This window comes from Streptomyces hesseae (assembly GCF_031845785.1).
In the GTDB taxonomy this organism is placed as follows: domain Bacteria; phylum Actinomycetota; class Actinomycetes; order Streptomycetales; family Streptomycetaceae; genus Streptomyces; species Streptomyces hesseae.
Genome location: NZ_JAVRFI010000009.1, coordinates 33,603 through 51,339, shown reverse-complemented (window position 1 = coordinate 51,339; position 17,737 = coordinate 33,603). Strand labels below are relative to the sequence as shown.

Sequence of the window (17,737 nt, the reverse complement as noted above, 5' to 3'; positions counted from 1 at the left end):
AAGCCCCGTGAGCACTCTCAGCGTCGAGATGCTGGCCGCGGCAGCACCCACCGCACCGATCACGTCGGCGGGTCACGCACAGCTGGGCATCGCCGTCCTCGTCGGCATCGCCGTCATCGTCCTCCTCATCAGCCGCTTCAAGCTCCATGCGTTCCTGTCCCTGACCGTCGGCTCACTCGTCCTGGGCGCGGTCGCGGGCGCCCCGCTCGACAAGGTCATCACCAGCTTCACCACCGGCCTCGGCTCGACCGTCGCCGGAGTGGGCGTCCTCATCGCCCTCGGCTCGATACTCGGCAAGCTGCTCGCCGACTCCGGAGGCGCCGACCAGATCGTCGACACGATCCTGGCCAGGGCGGGGAGGAGCTCGATGCCCTGGGCGATCGTGCTGATCGCGGGCGTCATAGGCCTGCCGCTGTTCTTCGAGGTCGGGATCGTGCTGCTGATCCCGGTCGTCCTGCTCGTCGCCAAGCGCGGCGGCCACAACCTGATGCGGATCGGCATCCCCGCGCTGGCCGGCCTCTCCGTCATGCACGGCCTGGTGCCCCCGCACCCCGGCCCGCTCGCCGCGATCGACGCCATCGGCGCCAACCTGGGTGTCACTCTGGCCCTGGGCGTCCTCGTCGCAGTCCCGACCGCGATCATCGCCGGCCCGCTCTTCTCCCGCGTCGCGGCCCGCTGGGTCGACGTCACCCCGCCCGAGAAGCTCGTCCCGCAGCGCCCGTCGGAGGAGCTGGAGCGCCGCCCCGGCTTCGCGATCACCGTCGCCACGGTGCTGCTCCCGGTCGTCCTGATGCTGGTCAAGGCGCTCGTGGACGTAGTGGTCGACGACCCGAAGGCTCACGTCCAGCGCATCGCCGACGTGATCGGCTCGCCCCTGATCGCCCTGCTGACGGCCGTGCTGGTGGGCATGTTCACGCTGGGCCGCGCGGCGGGCTTCGGCCGCGAGCGGCTGGCGGGCACGGTGGAGAAGTCCCTCGTTCCGATCGCCGGAATCCTGCTGATCGTGGGCGCGGGCGGTGGATTCAAGCAGACGCTGATCGACGTCGGCGTCGGCCGCATGATCCTGGACATCTCCAAGGACTGGTCGGTCTCGGCGCTCCTGCTGGCCTGGCTGATCGCCGTCGGCATCCGGCTCGCGACGGGCTCGGCGACGGTCGCGACCATCTCGGCGGCGGGGCTCGTGGCCCCGCTCGCCGCCGACATGAGCACGACCCACACGGCCCTGCTGGTGCTGGCCGTGGGCGCCGGTTCGCTGTTCTTCTCCCACGTGAACGACGCGGGCTTCTGGATGGTGAAGGAGTACTTCGGGATGAGCGTCGGGCAGACGCTCAAGACGTGGTCGCTGATGGAGACGGTGATCTCGGTGGTGGGGCTGGGGTTTGTGATGCTCCTGTCGCTGGTGCTCTAGCGGTCGCTACACCCCCGCGTACCGGGCGCGCCGCGTGAGGTTCCGCGTGAGGTTCCGCGCGGCGGCGCGGTCGGCCTGGCGGCCGGCCAGGAAGATCCGGGGCGGTACGGCCACCGCCAGACCGGGCGGCCGTACCGCCCCGTACGACGCGAACCGCCGCACCCCGCACCCGTGACAGCGCTCCTCCCCACCCCGGCGGTCCCAGCCCGCCCGGTGCGCGCACCTCATCGCGGCCACGCCGGCAGGACGTGCGCGTCACGGAAGTGACTGCGCACGGCGACCATGGCGTCCACGGCCGCCTCGGTGAGTTCGCCGTATTCACCGGCGGCCCGCCGGGCCGTGTCGAGACGTACGCACTCGGCGCACCCGGCGGGTGAGGAGCTCGGCGCGGCGGCGCTTGCACGCAGCCCCGCCGCCTCCCGCTCCGCCCGCGTCGCCAGACGCAGCGCCCCGGCGGGCGCCTCCCACTCCCGGCCCCCGCCGGGCTTCCTGATCTGTACGCGCGTACCGACGTTGCCCATCACTTGGGCGAGCGTCGCGCTACGCGTGTCCACCACGTATGCGCCTTCGCGGTAGGTCATGGAATCTCCCCTTCGAGTTGACCTTTACGCAGAGCGGTTTCAGCGTTGCGCGCCGGAGCTACGCTCAACAGGGGTCAGCTGTTGTCCAGCCACGAGACAACAAAGGGGAGTTGGGATCGTGGAACATCCGTCCGATGAAGACGAATCTGCGCGAGGCACGCTTGCCATCGAGCTTCGGCGCCTCCGGGAGCAGTCCGGCAAGTCGCTCGCGCAGCTCTCGGAAGACACCACGTACGACCGCACGTACCTGCACCGCCTGGAGACGGGAGAACGGCTCTCCCAGCGGCCGGTGATGGAAGCGCTGGACGCCGTCTACAAAACCGGCGGTCTGCTGACCCGCCTGTGGAGGCTGGCGCGGCAGGAGGCCTTCATCGACAGGTTCAAGCAGTTCATGCTGCTTGAGGCCAAGGCCGTGATCATGCACAAGTTCATGATGGCCATGCCTGGGCTGCTTCAGACGGAGGATTACGCCCGGGTGGTGTTGTCCTCCGAGCCGAAGCCCGGTGGTGACAACGAGGTGGAGGATCAGGTTGCCGCCCGGATCGGCAGGCAGGATCTCCTGCACCGAGACCCTCCGCCGAACGTCCGGATCATCCTCGACGAGGGCGTATTGCGACGCCCGTCTGCGGACCGAAAGATCTGGCGGGATCAGCTGGAGCGAATCGCCGACTCGGCTTCATCGCCCCACATGACGATTCAGGTGCTCCCGTTCGCCGCCGGTGTACACGACTTGATGGGCGGATCACTGTCGCTGCTGTGGCTCCCGGACGGCCATGCTCTTGCCTACCTGGAAGGTAGTAAGTCCGGCGAACTTGTCGACGATCCGCACGAAGTCTCGCAGTTGCGGCTGTCCTACGATCGCGTGCGGGACCTGGCCCTCCCGCCCCCGGAGTCGCTGGCATTCATCCAGCACGTTATGGAGGACAACGCACCATGAAGGCAAACCTTGACCTGAGCGTAGCCAACTGGCGCAAGAGCAGCTACAGCAACGGCGGCGATGCCACCTGCGTCGAATTCGCCGACAACATACCCGGTGCTGTCCCCGTCCGGGACAGCAAATCCCCTCACGGGCCCGCCTTGTTGCTCCCTGCACAGACATGGAAAACCTTCATCGCCACGCTGAAGTGATGCAGGATCCCGCTGGCGCAAGCCACGCGTGGCGCAAGAGCCGTCACAGCGGACCCGACAACGGCGACTGCCTAGAGGTCGCGAGCCCCAACCGCACCACCGTCCACATCCGCGACTCCAAGGCGGCCCCCCACGGCCCCGCCCTACTCTTCCCCCTTCCGGCATGGGAAGCCTTCATCGACACCCTCCGGTGACGGCGGATCCCGTATGTGACCCAGGCCACCCGACCTCCCCGCCCCCACCCGTCACATTCCTCCCGCGGCATCCGTCAGTGCAGTGACGAAGCAAGCCCGGAAGGAAGCCACCATGACCGACAAGACCCTGACCTCCCGCATGTCGAGCCCCCTCGACCTCATCCCCGAGATCGCCGAGGTGTCGGCGGCCCTGTTCAAGGCCACCGGAAACGGTTCGGTGCCCCGCACCACGTTCGCGCTGATGCATCTGCGCGCGGGGCAGATCGTGGGCAACACGTACCTGACCGTCTTCCACTCCAACACCCTGCGCACGGCGGGCGAGTCCGAGGAGCGGATCACCGCCGTGGCGTCCTGGCGGGACGCGCCGTACTTCACGGACGCCGAGCGGGCCGCCCTCGCGCTCGTGGAGGGCGTGCTGCTGCCGAACCGCCACGGTGAGCGGGTGACCGACGAGGTGTACGCCGAGGCGGCCCGGCACTACGACGCGAAGGCCCTCGCGACGCTCATGGTCGCGATCGGCCAGGTCAACTTCTTCATCCCGTTCGCCCTCATCGGCCGGCCCCTGCCCGGCAAGCCGCAGGCCGAGCAGTGGACCTGAGCCGGACCCGCACGGGTCAGGCGGCCGGGCGCAGGGTGATCACCCCGCGTCCGACCAGCCATCCGGCCAGGTCGGCAGGGCGCAGCAGGGGCAACTGGCCATCCCATTGGCACCAGTCCAGGCTGCTGGACATGTGATAGGTCAGCACGCCGAGCTCTCGGCCCATTTCCCCTCGGACCGTGAAGTCGACATCTCCCAGGCACATGCACAGGAAGCCACTGGCCGACAGGTCGACCTCCAGCAGGCCCGCGAGCTCGGCGATCTCGCCGGCGTCGCCCACCATGACCGATCTTTCCCCGGCCGCCGGGTGACGAGGGGAAACCTCGACGGTACGAGCGGCCGCCCACAGGGCATCGACCGGTCGCAGCATGAACGAACCCACGCGGCTCTCCTCTGCGGGGACTGCGGCCGCTCGGACCGTAGCAGGCCTGCGGTGCCGGAACGCCCCGGGCAGGGCTCCCCCCTGTAGGAGTCCCGCCCGGTGCTGCGGCTTACGCGTCACCCCGTCAGCGTCGCCAGGTACGCGCCCACGTCCTCCGCGTCGTCCGTCGCCAGGCCCACGTACCCGTCCGGGCGGATCACGAAGTACCCCGACCCGTAGGCCTCCTTGACGTGTCCGTCCACGTCCACCGGGCGGAACACCCGGGCCCACTCCGGCACCGCCGCCGGTTCCGAGTCGCCCAGCGCCAGGACCGTGGCGTGCGGGCCCTGGAAGACGTCGAACAGCCGGACCCGCGCGCCGGAGGCGGGGTCCTCGCACGGTGCGTCCGGGGCGCGGTAGCCCGCGCGCAGGGCGCCCTCGGGGAGGTCGCGGCGCAGCTCGCGGGTGAGCGGGCTGTCCGGGTAGCCCACGTGGAGCTGGAGGGTCTCCGGGCCGCGCCGGGGCTGGCCGCCGTCGTCCTCGTGGTGGATGCGGGTGCTCAGGCCCAGGACGTCGGCCGCGACCCCCATCCGCTCGGTCGCGTAGGTGTCGAGGAAGGAGTCCGGCGCCCCGCGCCGCAGGACCGCGTCCAGCTTCCAGCCGAGGTTGTAGGCGTCCTGGATGCTGGTGTTGAGGCCCTGGCCGCCGGCCGGGGAGTGGACGTGGGCGGCGTCCCCGGCGAGGAAGACGCGCCCGGAGCGGAATCGTTCCGCCATGGCCATCCGCGGCCGGAACGCCGACGTCCAGTGGACCTCGCCCGCCTTCAGGTCGCTCCGGCCCGTCCGCTCCTCGATCAGCCGCTGGAGGGCCTCCGTGGTGCCGTCCCGCTCGGGGTCCGGCTGGGCGTCGGGGTCCTCGTAGCGGGCGACGAGCTGGAAGGTTTCGGCGCCCTCCAGCGGGCGCAGCATGAGCCTGCCGCCGGGGGCCTCCGGCCAGACATGCCAGTGGGTGCGCTCCAGCCCGTCGACGACGACGTCGGCGAGGAGGGAGACGCGCTCGTCGACGGGCTCCCCGGCGAAGCCGACGCCCAGGGCCCGGCGCACGCTGCTGCGGCCGCCGTCGGCGCCGACCAGATAGCGGGCCCGTACGGTCTCGGTCGTGCCGTCCGGCCCGGTGAGCGTGGCGGTGACGCCGTCCTCGTCCTGCTCGAAACCGGTCAGCTCGGTGCCGAAGTCCACGTGGCCGCCGAGCTCCTCGTGCCGCGCGGCGAGGATCTCCACCGTGCGCCACTGGGGCAGCATCATGATCTCGCCGTACGGCACGGCCGGCGTGGGCTCGGCGCGGTCGAACATGTCCCATTCGCCGGTCTGCCGGTCGCCGTCCCACAGCATCAGCGGCGGGCACGGGCCGCCGCCCGCGGCCCGCATGGCCCCGAGCACGCCCAGGTCCTCGAAGACCTCCAGCGAGCGCGGCTGGAGACCCGCGCCGCGCGAGCCCGGGAAGCCGCGGTCGGCGCGGTCGACGAGGCGGTGGCGTATGCCGCGGCGGGCCAGGTCGATGGCGAGGACCAGGCCCGTCGGCCCGGCGCCCGCGATCAGGACGTCCGTGTGCGTGGTCGCGTCGATGGTGGTCACGCGATCCCCCCCCTTATTCCTTAACGCTGTTAAGTTCGGAACGCCCTCAGGGTGCACTTAACGTTGTTAAGGTGTCAAGGTGGCAACGCGAATTGACAGATCCCAGGTGGCTGTGACCGCCCTCCGCCTGCTGAACGAGGTGGGCCTCGAAGGCCTCACCCTGCGCAGGATCGCCAAGGAGCTGGACGTCCAGGCCCCGGCGCTCTACTGGCACTTCAAGAACAAGCAGGAACTGCTCGACGAGATGGCGACGGAGATGTTCCGCCGCATGGGCACCGCCCTGTGCGCCGTCGACAGCTCCGACTGGCAGGCGGTCATGACCGGCGCGGCCCACGTCATCCGGGACTCCGTGCTCGGCTACCGCGACGGCGCCAAGGTCTTCGGCGGCACCCGCTTCAGGGGCTCGGACTACGCGCGTCCCGTGGACACGTTGATGCAGACGCTGGTGGACGCCGGGTTCACGCTCCCGGCCGCCGCACGCGCCTGGTTCACCGTCCAGTGCTACACGCTTGGGCACGTGACCGAGGAACAGTCCGTGTACCCGTTCCCCGGCGGCGAGCGCGACCCCTACTACGACGAGGCCCAGCGCACCCAGCGCCTGGAGGGCCATCCGCTCACCGCCGACGCGGGTCAGGTGTTCTTCAACGACCTCGACACCGGCTTCGAGACCGGGCTGCGCGCCGTCATCGCCGGCATCGAGGCCACACTGCTACCCGCTAACCGCTGAGTGCCCTGCGCAGTACGGGCGTGAACCGCCGCTCCACGAACCGGTGCAGCGCCCACGCCAGCACCAGCATCACCAGCAGCGTCAGCGCGAACGTCGCGTACGACGGGATGCCCAGCCCCCGGTGGAACCCGCCGATCGCCACCCATCCCAGGTGCTCGTGCACCAGATAGAACGGGTAGGTCAGCGCGCCCGCGAACGGCAGCCAGCGCCATGTCGCCCAGTCCGTCCTGCCCAGGGCCACCGCCGCGACGGCCGCGTAGCCGAGGGCGAGGACGGCGATGACGACGTAGGCGGAGCGGGTGGAGAAGTAGTGGGGGTTCGGCGGGTGGACGAGGCCCGCCACCGCGTAGTGCTGGCCGAGCAGGAAGCTCACGCCCACGATGCCCCAGGCCAGGGCGTCATTGCCGAAGCGGTGCACCAGGTAGAGGCCGATGCCGCCGATGAAGAAGGCGGAGTGCTCCGGCATGAACACCACGCGCAGGAACTCGACGTGCGAGGCGGAGGTGATCACCGTCATCAGCGTCCACACCGCGCAGAACAGCATCACCCGCCGTCGCGAGGCCCCGGGAAGTACGACGAACAGCGCGAAGAGCGCATAGAAGCGCAGCTCCGCCCAGAGCGTCCAGCACACCCCCAGCACCCGGTCGGCGCCGACGGGCATCTGGAGCATGCTGAGGTTGACGAGTGTGTCGCTGGGGGAGAGCGTCTTGTACGTCACCCACGGCAGCGCGAACACCAGCGTGACCAGGACGATCGCGGCCCAGTAGGCGGGGTAGAGCCGGGACGCGCGCGAGGCGACGAAGGACCGCAGCGGCCGGCCCCAGCCGCTCATGCAGATCACGAACCCGCTGATGACGAAGAAGATCTGCACCCCGAGGCAGCCGTAGGCGAACGCCGAGGACAGGTGCGGGAACTCATGACGGGGCGAGGCGCCCCACGCCCGGCTGACGTCGCCGTCCCGCCCGCCGTAGTGGTAGAGCGCCACCATCAGCGCGGCGACGAGCCGCAGCCCGTCCAGGGCGTACAGGCGTCCCGACGACCGGGCCCGGGTCTGCTCCGCACGCGGTGTGGGCAGGGAGGGAGCGGGGGCGGAGGCGGACGTGGGGCTTGTGACCGTCATGCGGGAGTCGCTTTCTTCGGCCTCGTCAGCCGCCGCTTCATGGCCCGCGCCCGGCGGGCGACCCTTCGGACGGCGGGATTGCGGGGGAGGAAGGAGAGTTGGGAGGGGATCGCGCCGGGGAGGGCGAGGGCGGTGAGACGGCGGCGTTTGAAGTAGCGCCAGGTGTTGGGGGTGAGCTGGGTGGACAAGTAGCGTTCCGCCGCCGGGCGGAGGGCCGGGTAGATCTGGGGCTGCATCGCGTAGCCCACTGCGGCGAGGAGGTCGCTGAGGTCCTCGGGTGCGGGCGCGGGCGGGGCCGATGCGGTGCCGTCGTCCTCCAGGTCCGGCAGCAGCGCGTCCACGATCGTCACCGGTACGCGGTTGCTGTTCTGGTACGGCGTGAGGCGTTCCAGCAGCAGATCCGTGCCGGCGCGGGCCACGGGCAGGCCGTGGAACGTGCGGGCGGTCAGCAGCGCGGTCGAGAAGCAGGCGACGACCAGCGCGGGCCGCAGCCGCTGGTAGATCACCTCGGCCAGTACGGGCACGTCCAGGACCGTCAGCCGGGCGTCGAGCCGGGCGGCCTCCTCCTCCAGCATCCGCGACCAGCGGGCCGGCGCCGAGGGGTGCGGCTTGAAGAGGACGTCGCGGTGGCCGAGCCGGACCGCGCCGCGCAGCATTCGTACGTGCAGCCGCTCCTCCTCCTCGGGGGAGAGGATGTCCAGCGCCGACAGGTACTGCCCGAGGAGCAGGACCGCGCCCTCGGGGGCCTCCGGCAGGTCGGGGCAGCTCTCGGAGAGCTCAGCCAGCACCTTGGCGAATGCCTCGCCGGGCACGGTCTCCGACTCGACCCCGAACTCCGTGAGCAGCAGCGGTCTCAGCCCGGGCACGAGGTCCAGGTGGAGCAGTCGCCGTACGCGCGTGCCGATCAGCGGATCGAGCTTGCTGCGGGTGGGCCCGTAGCTCATCAGCCCGTCCGCGTAGACGTCCAGGGGCGCGTCGGGGAACACCTGGGCGAGGGCGAGGGCCGGGTTGACCTGGATGGACTCGAGGACGATCGCCACGTCGTCCGTGCCGAGCCCCCACAGCAGCCGCAGATAGCGCTCCCAAAGAGGGGCGTCGTCGGGGCGCGGGGACCAGCCGGCGGGGTGGAAGGGGCTGATCGCGTCGTTCCAGGACAGCACCCCGTCGAAGCGGGCGAGCAGCCGCTCGAAACCGGGGGCTTGGTCGGGGCCCGGGGTGGTCTCGGGGATGGCGGCGGTGTTGGCGACGACCAGGTAGCGGCGCTCGGCGGCGGGCAGTTGTCCCGCGTCGAGGGCGGCGGCGAGCGTGGCGGCGCCGTAGAGCGTGGAGACGAGCAGCAACTGCACACGCGGACGGGTCGGCGGGCGGGAGTCCATCAGGCGGCCGCCCCCAGTCGGGCCGGAACGGACCGGACCGGCCTGCGGCGCAATCGGCGCAGCCGGGCCGCCCGGTCCTCGTCCATGGAATTCAGCGCGTCCTTGACGAGTTCCCGGGGCATGCGCCGCAAGGCGTCCGCACTCAGGGAACGCAACGCCCGTGCTACTTCGGGTTCGAATCGTTCGATGGTCCCCAACTGATGGGACATAATCGCGCAGTACGTTCGAACGGCCTTGGGAAGAAGCTTTTCCGCCTCCGGGTCCGTCGCCGTTTCCTCGATTACCTGATCGAATGCGCGCAGGAAATGGAGCTGGCGTACGTCACCGATCTGCGTGAGCGAAGTGGCGACCCCCCGGCGGTAGAACACCCCGAGCAGCCCGGTCACCGCGAAGGACCGCGCCTCGCGGTGCAGCCGCCAGATCCACGGCCGGTCCTCGGCGGTGCGCAGTCCGTGGGTGAAGTGCAGCAGGCCCTCGTCCAGCAGCCGCCGGTGGTAGATCCCTGCCCAGGCGTAGGCGTAGTCGACGGACGTGGAGCGGTCGGCCGGCAGTATGGCCCCGCGCGGCGACAGCGCGACCCCCCGTCGTCCGACGGGCACCCGGTGGACCGTCCGCGCCCGTCCCGTGCACTGGACGTGGTCGGTACGGACGAAGTCGACGCCCAGTTCCTCCGCCACCGCGAGGAGCCGCCCGTAGTGGCCGGGGGCCAGCCAGTCGTCGCCGTCGAGGAAGGTCACGTACTCGCCGCGCGCCAGATCCAGGCCGGTGTTGCGGGCCGTGGCGAGGCCGCCGTTCTCCTCGTGCCGCACCAGCACCGCGCCCGGCACCTCGCGCCCGGCGCGCTCCAGGATCTCCGGTGTCCCGTCCGTCGAACAATCGTCGACGAGAATGAATTCGAAGTCCTCGCGTGCGTTCGCACTCAGGCTTCGCAGTGTGTCGGGAGCGTATGTCTGCACGTTGAAGAACGGCACGATGACCGAGAGCTTGACCACCCGCGTGACGCTATGTGGTGCCCCGGCATTCGTTCTGACGAAGGGCACAATGAGAGGTGAACGAAGCGCGGCGGATCGATGAACCGCCCTTGCGCGTCAACCGCTTCGCCGACCGTCGGTGTGCTGTTTACCGGCTGTTGAAGTCCCGTTGGGCAGCCAAACGGAATGCATTTCTATCGTCGGCGATGTGCCATCACGCAATGAATCCCCGCCCCGGGTGGCCGTCCTCGCGGACTCCGACACCCGGTGGAAATGGGGAGCGCTCACCGCACACCGGCTCGCCCCGCGCGGCGCGCTCGACGGCTTCCTGCTGAGAGGACGCGCCACCCCGACGGTCCGCCAGCTCGCCGAGGTCGGGATCCGCGCGGACGCCCTGCGCGAGGTCACCGGCGCGGAGTTCACCCGGGCGGCGGGCCGGGAACGGTACGACGTGGTCGTCCTGGCCTGTGTCGGCGGCGCCGTGCAGGCGATGCTCCACGGCCTGGCTCACGCGTGGGGCCCGGCACCCGCGCCCCGCCCCGTCGTCGTCACCGGCTACGTCGGCGTCGTCTACGAGAAGCTCGCCGACGGCCTGCTGCTGCGGCACGGCGCGGACGTCGTCCTCGCCAACTCCCAGGACGACGCCGAGCGTTTCCGCGCGGTCTACGAGGGCGTGGACGCCCCTTCCGACAGCGTGATCGAGTGCGCACTGCCCTTCCTGGAGGGAGGGGAACGCGGGCGGAACGAAGCGACTGAGGGTGAAGTCCGGCCGTTCACCGTGGTGTTCGCCGCCCAGCCCTCCGTGCCGGACAGCCGCGCCGACCGGGCGTACCTCCTCGAACGCGCCGTACGGCACGCCCGCACCCACCCCGACCGGGATGTCCTCATCAAACTGCGCAGCAAGCCCGGCGAGCACACCACGCACATCGAGGAACTCCCGTACCAGAAGCTCGTCCACCGGCTTCCCGGCGGCCTGCCGCCCAACTGCCGCCTCGTCTACGGGCACATGGGCGACGTCCTCGACCGCACCGACCTCCTGGTCACGGTCAGCTCCACCGCCGCCCTCGAAGCCCTCCACCGGAACGTGCCGACCGCCGTCCTCACCGACCTCGGCATCCGCGAAGCCCTCGGCAACCACCACTTCCTCGGCTCCGGCTGCCTCGCCTCCTGGGACCACCTCGACGCGGGCCACCTGCCCCGGCCGGACCCCGCCTGGACGGCCCGCCAGGGCGTCGCCACGGACCGGCCCCACGAGCGCGCGTTCGACTCGGCACGCGCCCGCGTCGCCGAACTCGCCCGCCGCGCCGCGCCCCCGCCGCTCGCCCCCTACTACACGGCGGAGACCGCCCCCGGCTACCTCCCCGGCATCCTCGCCCGCTATGGCTTCGACCCCGCAGGCCGCCCCCTGCGCGAGCCGGCCGCGCCCGGCCGCGAGGAGAGCGCGCTGCGCCGCGCCACCCGGAGCGCCCTCCGGGAGGCCGCGCGCGGGGCGTACCGGCACGGGGTGCAGCGCGTGGCGCCCGTCATCCGCCGGCTGGGGGAGCTGTGACCGAGGAGTACGCCATGTCATCCGTTCTGGCCGTCATCCCCGCCCGCGGCGGCTCCAAGGGGGTGCCCGGCAAGAACCTCGCCCCCGTCGGCGGCGTCCCGCTCGTCGCCCGCGCGGTCCGCGCCTGCCGGGCGGCCCGCCTGGTCACTGACGTCGTCGTCTCGACGGACGACCCGGCCATCGCGGCGGCCGCCCGGGCCGCGGGCGCGGAAGTCGTCCAGCGGCCCCCGGCGATCGCGGGGGACACGGCGACGAGCGAGGCGGCGGTGCTGCATGCGATGGATGCGTATGAAGCGATGCGGGGCCGGCCGGTCGGGACGGTGCTGCTGGTGCAGTGCACCAGCCCGTTCCTCACGGCGGAGGACGTGGACGGGGTGGCTTCCGCTGTCGTGGAGGGCGGGGCGGACTCCGCGCTGACGGTCGCGCCCTTCCACGGCTTCGTGTGGCGGGAGGGGGCGGAGCCCCCGGTTACGGGAATGGGCGGGATCGGGGAGCAAACCGCCGGAGGCCACGGCGTCAACCACGACAAGACCCACCGCCCCCGCCGCCAGGACCGCCCCCAGGACCTCCTCGAAACCGGCGCCGCCTACGCCATGGAAGCCACCGGCTTCCGCGAGAACCGGCACCGTTTCTTCGGCCGCACCGAACTCGTCCGCACCGCCCCCTCCCGCGTCCTGGAGGTCGACGACCCCCACGACCTCGCCCGCGCCCGCGCGCTCGCGCCCCTGCTCGATGCCGCCCCCACCGCGCTGCCGCGCCGCGAGAACGTCGACGCCGTCGTCCTCGACTTCGACGGCACCCAGACCGACGACCGCGTCCTCATCGACGCCGACGGGCGCGAGCTCGTCGCCGTCCACCGCGGGGACGGCCTCGGCGTCGCCGCGCTGCGCCGGGCGGGGCTGGCGGTGCTGATCCTGTCCACCGAGACCAACCCCGTCGTCGCCGCGCGCGGCCGCAAGCTCGGTGTGCCCGTGATCCACGGCAGCGAGCGCAAGGACGTCTCGCTCAAACAGTGGTGCGAGGAGCACGGCATCGACCCCCAGCGGGTGCTCTACGCCGGCAACGACGTCAACGACCTGCCCTGCCTGGGCCTCGTCGGCTGGCCCGTGGCCGTGGCCGACGCCCACGGCGCCGTACGCGCCGCCGCCCGTGCCGTGACCGCCGCCCCGGGCGGCCGGGGCGCCGTCCGCGAGATCGCCACCTGGCTCCTCGGCGAGGACCTCGGCGGCACCAGCGCCTGACCCCGAACCCGACCGCCCCACCCCCGTCACCAAAGGAACCGCCCCATCATGAATCCAGCACCGCGCAGCACGATCGGCAGCGGAAACCGCACCCGGCTCCTCGGCGACCGGCCCGTCGGCCCCGGGCACCCCGTCTACGTCACCGGTGAGATCGGCATCAACCACAACGGCGACCTCGACACCGCCCTCGCCCTCGTCGACGCCGCCGCCGACGCCGGCTGCGACGCCGTGAAGTTCCAGAAGCGCACCCCCGAGATCTGCACCCCGCGCGACCAGTGGGAGCTGGAACGCGACACGCCATGGGGCCGGATGACGTACATCGACTACCGCCACCGGGTGGAATTCGGCGAGGACGAGTACCGCGCCATCGACGAGCACTGCAAGGGGCGCGGCATCGCGTGGTTCGCCTCGCCCTGGGACACCGAGTCCATCGCGTTCCTGGAGAAGTTCGACGTCCCGGCCCACAAGGTGGCCTCCGCCTCCCTCACCGACGACGAACTGCTGCGCGCCCTGCGCGCCACCGGCCGCACGGTGGTCCTCTCCACCGGGATGTCCACGCCCAAGCAGATCCGGCACGCCGTCGAGGTGCTGGGCAGCGACAACATCCTGCTCTGCCACGCGACCTCGACGTACCCGGCCAAGGCCGCCGAGCTCAACCTCCGGGTGATCAACACCCTGATGGCCGAGTACCCCAACGTCCCCATCGGCTACTCCGGCCATGAGACGGGCCTCCAGACCACCCTCGCCGCCGTCGCCCTCGGCGCCGCCTTCGTCGAGCGCCACATCACCCTCGACCGCGCCATGTGGGGCTCCGACCAGGCCGCGTCCGTCGAACCCGGCGGACTGAGCCGGCTCGTGCGCGACATCCGCGTCGTGGAGGAGTCGCTGGGCGACGGGGTCAAGCGGGTGTACGACAGCGAGCTGGGGCCGATGCGCAAGCTGCGCCGGGTCGCGGGCGTCGTCGCCGAGGCGGACGACCGCGAACCCGTCGCGGTCTGACGGGCCCGGCCGTGACCCCACCCGAGGGGCCGGCCGACGGACCGGTCCCGGAGGCGGCGGAGGCTCCCGTCCGCCGCCTCCGGGGCCCACGTCGGCCCGACGCCCCCACCCTGGCCTTCGTCGAGAGCCCGGTCCAGCTGCTGAACGTCCTCGAATGGGCGTACCACGCAGGGCGGCGCACCGCCCTCGAAAGCCCCGGCACCCGGCCGTTGTGCGAGGGCGTGCCGCGCCAGCCCGGCGTCCGGGACATCACCCCGCTCGGCGGTGATCTGCTCGTCGTCGTCCTCGCCCCGCACGACCCCATGACCCGCGGCCAACTGCGGCGCATGGCCGAACTGGCCCGGGACCAGGGCCACCGGGTGCGCTGGGAGGAGGCCCGGGGCGGGCCGGGGGCGCCCGTCGCCACCGTCGGCACGCTCGCCGGGCCGCTGCGCAGGGCGCGGCGTGTCGTCATCGGCGACCCGTTCTCGCGCTACGTCCAGTTGCTGCTGACCATCACCCGGGCGCGGGAGCTGATCGTGGTGGACGACGGCACCGCGACCATGGAGTTCGTCTCCCAACTCGCCAGGGGCGAACGCTTCGTACGCTGGCACCGGCGCAACACCACCCCGGGGGCGCGCGACATCATCTTCGCGCCCGTATCGGCATCAGCGCGCCGGAAACTCACTCCGAACGACCACCGTTCGGTGGAAATCTTCACCTCGATGCCCGTGGAACCGCCACCCGGAGTGACGGTCACGGCCAATGACTTCGCCTGGACCCGGGCCACCCATGGCCCGCCCACCCTCACCCGGGGCACCGATCTGGTGGGCACCTCGCTCGTCGAGACCGGGGTCGTGGACCCCGAGCGCTATCTCGAAGCGGTCGCCTCCCTCGCCCGCGCCCACGGCGCCACCCGCTACTTCGCCCACCGTCGCGAGAGCACCGACAAGCTCCGCCGCATAGCCGTTGAGCTGGGGCTTGAGGTCGTCCGCCCCGAGCTCCCGCTGGAGCTGATCGCCCGGCGCGGGCCCATCGGACGCACGGTGCTGAGCTTCCCCTCCACCGTCGTCCACACCCTGCCCCCGGCCCTCGCCGGCACCGGGGTGACCGTCGCCGTCTGCGACATCGACCCCGCCTGGCTCACCGAGCACGCCTCACCCCGGGCCGAAGGTTTTCTCTCCGGAGTCACGGACAGCGCGCGCGCCGTACGCCGCGTACCGTACGCGCCCGTTCCGTCGGGGCGTGTCGCCGAAGGTACGCCGTAAATACGGGTCATACCCCTCGGTCAACCCATCCATGCGGCTGAACTTTTCGCGATCGAGGGACAGTTGCCCCATTCGGGGCTCTACTCTTCACAGGGTGAATCACCTGATGCCCTGCGAAGCCGATCCCGAAACCACCGAAGGCGAACTTCCCGGTCTGCTCCCCTCCGGGCTGCGCAGCGAACTCATCGCGTTCCGGCGTGACTTGCATATGCACCCGGAGCTGGGAAACCGTGAGTTCCGTACCACCGCGCAGATCCGGGCGAGGCTGGAAAAGGCAGGGCTCAGACCGCGTACGCTCGCGGGCGGCACGGGGCTGATCTGCGACATCGGGCGGGACAGCGCCACGCGCGCCGCCAACGGCGGCCGGCGGCCCGTCCTCGCGCTGCGCGCCGACCTCGACGCGCTGCCCATCCCGGACACCAAGACCGTCCCCTACCGCTCGACCATCCCCAAGATGGCCCACGCCTGTGGTCACGACGTCCACACCACTGTCGTCCTGGGCGCCGGCCTGGTCCTGGCGGACCTGGCCGAGCAGGGACTGCTGCCCAATCCGGTGCGGCTGATCTTCCAGCCCGCCGAGGAGGTGCTGCCCGGCGGCGCGCTCGACGCGATCGAGTGCGGGGCGCTGGACGGCGTGGGCCGCATCATCGCCGTGCACTGCGACCCCAAGGTGGAGGTCGGCCGGCTGGGCCTGCGGGTCGGCCCCATCACCTCCGCCTGCGACCGGCTGGAGGTCCGCCTCGCCGGCCCCGGCGGCCACACCGCCCGCCCCCACCTCACCACCGATCTGGTGACGGCCGCCGCCAGGATCGCCACCGACGTCCCGGCCGTGCTCGCCCGGCGGGCCGACGCCCGCTCGGGGCTCTCCCTCACCTGGGGACGGCTGGAGACCGGGCACGCCCCCAATGTCATCCCGCAGCACGCCGAGCTCTCCGGCACGGTCCGCTGCCTGGACCTCCACGCCTGGCGGGAGGCCGCCGACCTGGTGCACGCCGCGGTCGACGAGGTCGCCGCCCTCCACCGGGCCAAGACGGAGATCGACTACATCCGCGGCGTCCCGCCCGTGGTCAACGACGCCGAGGTCACCGGGCTGCTCCGGCGCGCCATGGCCGCCCGCCGGGGGAGGTACTCCTTGGAGGACACCGAGCAGAGCCTGGGCGGCGAGGACTTCTCCTGGTACCTGGAGCACGTACCGGGTGCGATGGCCCGGCTCGGGGTACGTCCGGTGGGGGATACGACCCGCCGTGACCTGCATTGCGGCGATTTTGATGTTGACGAGGAAGCGATCGCCGTGGGGGTGGAGCTCTTTACCGCCGCAGCATTGCTGGACGGCAACCGAATGTAGGCATTCGGGTCAAGAAGGGTTGACGACGATCCGATAACGGCTTCCTAGCACCCCTTTTATCTGTATCTACGCGCGTTACGATGCCCGCGAAAGACAGCGCCAATGGAGGCGCTTCGAGTGAAGGGGCCCCTCGTGCGCCGGGTATCCACTATCGCCGTCGCGGGCATCAGCACCGCGGCTCTCGCATTCACTCTCACCGCCTGTGGTGAGTCCTCGACCGAGTCCAGCAGCGGCGGAAAGGGCGTCGGTCTGGCGTTCGACGTCGGTGGCCGTGACGACCACTCCTTCAACGAGTCCGCCGCCCGTGGCGTGGACAAGGCTCAGAAGGAGCTGGGTGTCCAGAGCAAGCTGATGACCGCCAAGAACGGCGAGACCGAGGCCGACCGCGAGCAGCGGCTGACCTCCCTCGCCGAGTCGGGCTACAACCCCGTCATCGGCGTCGGCTTCAACTACTCCAAGTCGATCGAGAAGGTCGCCAAGGACTTCCCGAAGACCACCTTCGGCATCGTCGACTCCGTTGCCCCCGGCAACAACATCGACAGCATCACCTTCGGTGAGCACGAGGGCTCCTACCTCGCGGGCGTCGCCGCCGCGCTGAAGTCCAAGAACCACAAGGTCGGCTTCATTGGCGGTGTGAACAACGCCCTGATCCAGAAGTTCCAGGCCGGCTTCGAGCAGGGCGCGAAGGACACGGACAGCAGCGTCCAGATCACCTCGCAGTACCTGTACCCGAACAACGACAAGGGCTTCAACGACCCGGCGGCCGCCAAGGACAAGGCCAAGGGCATGCTCGACTCGGGCATCGACGTGATCTACACCGCCGCCGGTCTCTCCGGCAACGGTTCGATCGAGGCCATCGCCGGCCAGAAGGGCGCCTGGGCGATCGGTGTCGACTCCGACCAGTACCAGCAGCCCGGCCTGGAGAAGTACAAGAGCTCCATCCTCACCTCCGTGGTGAAGAACGTGGACGTGGCGGTCTTCGACCTCATCAAGAGCGTCAAGGACGGCAAGCCGCTCACGGGCCCGCACGCCTACCTGCTCAAGGACGGCGGCGTGTCGCTGGCCACCTCCGGTGGTCAGATCGACGACATCAAGGACAAGATCGAGGCCGCGAAGAAGAAGATCGTGGACGGCCAGGTCAAGGTCCGCACCGCCCCGTGACGTGAGTGACCGGTTCCGGCCGGTCCGTCATGACGTCATGACAGCGGGCCCGGGGGCGGGGGAGCTCCCCCGCCGCCGGGCCCGTACATACGAGCCA

The 17,737-nt window shown here is 71.1% G+C and carries 19 protein-coding genes; 12 read left to right on the top strand and 7 right to left on the bottom strand.

The genetic code is table 11. The annotated features are described in order from the left end of the window. Positions 1–7 precede the first annotated feature (7 nt). The gene (locus RM609_RS16195) at positions 8–1,408 is read left to right on the top strand and encodes a GntP family permease (RefSeq protein ID WP_311611532.1); all 1,401 of its coding nucleotides are present in this window, start codon (positions 8–10) and stop codon (positions 1,406–1,408) included. Between the two features lie 6 nt (positions 1,409–1,414). Here RM609_RS16195 and RM609_RS16190 read toward each other — a convergent pair whose 3' ends face one another. Beyond that, the gene (locus tag RM609_RS16190) at positions 1,415–1,636 is read right to left on the bottom strand and encodes a DUF6255 family natural product biosynthesis protein (protein WP_311611803.1); all 222 of its coding nucleotides are present in this window, start codon (positions 1,634–1,636) and stop codon (positions 1,415–1,417) included. Then, the gene (locus RM609_RS16185; protein WP_311611530.1) at positions 1,633–1,989 is read right to left on the bottom strand and encodes a hypothetical protein; all 357 of its coding nucleotides are present in this window, start codon (positions 1,987–1,989) and stop codon (positions 1,633–1,635) included. Before RM609_RS16185 ends, RM609_RS16190 begins: the two co-directional genes overlap by 4 nt. A gap of 118 nt (positions 1,990–2,107) precedes the next feature. Between RM609_RS16185 and RM609_RS16180 the strand changes: the two genes are divergently transcribed. The 4 genes from RM609_RS16180 to RM609_RS16165 all read left to right on the top strand — a co-directional run bounded on the left by RM609_RS16180 (position 2,108) and on the right by RM609_RS16165 (position 3,909). Further along, on the top strand, positions 2,108–2,926 hold the full coding sequence (locus RM609_RS16180) for a helix-turn-helix domain-containing protein (protein WP_311611529.1): 819 nt from the start codon (positions 2,108–2,110) through the stop codon (positions 2,924–2,926). Beyond that, positions 2,923–3,117 (top strand): DUF397 domain-containing protein, encoded by a 195-nt coding sequence (locus tag RM609_RS16175; RefSeq protein ID WP_311611527.1) that lies wholly within the window; start codon positions 2,923–2,925, stop codon positions 3,115–3,117. The genes RM609_RS16180 and RM609_RS16175 overlap by 4 nt, the downstream gene beginning before the upstream one ends. Next, entirely contained in the window at positions 3,117–3,311 is a 195-nt protein-coding gene (locus RM609_RS16170) for a DUF397 domain-containing protein (RefSeq protein ID WP_311611525.1), read from the top strand. Before RM609_RS16175 ends, RM609_RS16170 begins: the two co-directional genes overlap by 1 nt. A 112-nt stretch (positions 3,312–3,423) precedes the next feature. Further along, on the top strand, positions 3,424–3,909 hold the full coding sequence (locus tag RM609_RS16165) for a carboxymuconolactone decarboxylase family protein (RefSeq protein ID WP_311611524.1): 486 nt from the start codon (positions 3,424–3,426) through the stop codon (positions 3,907–3,909). A gap of 16 nt (positions 3,910–3,925) precedes the next feature. On the opposite strand, the gene RM609_RS16160 is transcribed toward RM609_RS16165, so the two are convergent. After that, on the bottom strand, positions 3,926–4,291 hold the full coding sequence (locus RM609_RS16160; RefSeq protein ID WP_311611523.1) for a hypothetical protein: 366 nt from the start codon (positions 4,289–4,291) through the stop codon (positions 3,926–3,928). A gap of 116 nt (positions 4,292–4,407) precedes the next feature. Beyond that, entirely contained in the window at positions 4,408–5,904 is a 1,497-nt protein-coding gene (locus tag RM609_RS16155; protein ID WP_311611521.1) for an FAD-dependent monooxygenase, read from the bottom strand. Between the two features lie 79 nt (positions 5,905–5,983). Between RM609_RS16155 and RM609_RS16150 the strand changes: the two genes are divergently transcribed. Then, on the top strand, positions 5,984–6,631 hold the full coding sequence (locus RM609_RS16150; protein WP_311611520.1) for a TetR/AcrR family transcriptional regulator C-terminal domain-containing protein: 648 nt from the start codon (positions 5,984–5,986) through the stop codon (positions 6,629–6,631). Here the strand turns inward: RM609_RS16150 and RM609_RS16145 are convergent. The 3 genes from RM609_RS16145 to RM609_RS16135 are packed head-to-tail and all read right to left on the bottom strand — an operon-like array spanning position 6,621 to position 10,119. After that, entirely contained in the window at positions 6,621–7,751 is a 1,131-nt protein-coding gene (locus RM609_RS16145) for an acyltransferase family protein (protein WP_311611518.1), read from the bottom strand. The genes RM609_RS16150 and RM609_RS16145 overlap by 11 nt on opposite strands. Next, on the bottom strand, positions 7,748–9,127 hold the full coding sequence (locus RM609_RS16140; RefSeq protein ID WP_311611516.1) for a polysialyltransferase family glycosyltransferase: 1,380 nt from the start codon (positions 9,125–9,127) through the stop codon (positions 7,748–7,750). Before RM609_RS16140 ends, RM609_RS16145 begins: the two co-directional genes overlap by 4 nt. Beyond that, positions 9,127–10,119 (bottom strand): glycosyltransferase family 2 protein, encoded by a 993-nt coding sequence (locus tag RM609_RS16135; RefSeq protein ID WP_311611514.1) that lies wholly within the window; start codon positions 10,117–10,119, stop codon positions 9,127–9,129. The genes RM609_RS16140 and RM609_RS16135 overlap by 1 nt, the downstream gene beginning before the upstream one ends. 187 nt (positions 10,120–10,306) lie before the next feature. Between RM609_RS16135 and RM609_RS16130 the strand changes: the two genes are divergently transcribed. The 6 genes from RM609_RS16130 to RM609_RS16105 all read left to right on the top strand — a co-directional run bounded on the left by RM609_RS16130 (position 10,307) and on the right by RM609_RS16105 (position 17,640). After that, positions 10,307–11,647 (top strand): DUF6716 putative glycosyltransferase, encoded by a 1,341-nt coding sequence (locus tag RM609_RS16130; protein WP_311611512.1) that lies wholly within the window; start codon positions 10,307–10,309, stop codon positions 11,645–11,647. 14 nt (positions 11,648–11,661) lie between these two features. Continuing rightward, the gene (locus RM609_RS16125; protein ID WP_311611510.1) at positions 11,662–12,888 is read left to right on the top strand and encodes a cytidylyltransferase domain-containing protein; all 1,227 of its coding nucleotides are present in this window, start codon (positions 11,662–11,664) and stop codon (positions 12,886–12,888) included. A 48-nt stretch (positions 12,889–12,936) separates the two neighbouring features. Continuing rightward, positions 12,937–13,887: an N-acetylneuraminate synthase family protein gene (locus RM609_RS16120; protein ID WP_438828454.1), complete on the top strand. Its 951-nt coding sequence runs from the start codon at positions 12,937–12,939 to the stop codon at positions 13,885–13,887. 11 nt (positions 13,888–13,898) lie between these two features. Further along, complete coding sequence (locus tag RM609_RS16115) at positions 13,899–15,134, top strand: hypothetical protein (RefSeq protein WP_438828453.1); 1,236 nt, start codon at positions 13,899–13,901, stop codon at positions 15,132–15,134. 106 nt (positions 15,135–15,240) lie between these two features. Next, positions 15,241–16,479 (top strand): amidohydrolase, encoded by a 1,239-nt coding sequence (locus RM609_RS16110; RefSeq protein ID WP_311611798.1) that lies wholly within the window; start codon positions 15,241–15,243, stop codon positions 16,477–16,479. A 132-nt stretch (positions 16,480–16,611) separates the two neighbouring features. Then, positions 16,612–17,640, top strand: coding sequence for a BMP family lipoprotein (locus tag RM609_RS16105; protein ID WP_311611509.1), 1,029 nt, complete (start codon positions 16,612–16,614; stop codon positions 17,638–17,640). Positions 17,641–17,737: the final 97 nt, after the last annotated feature.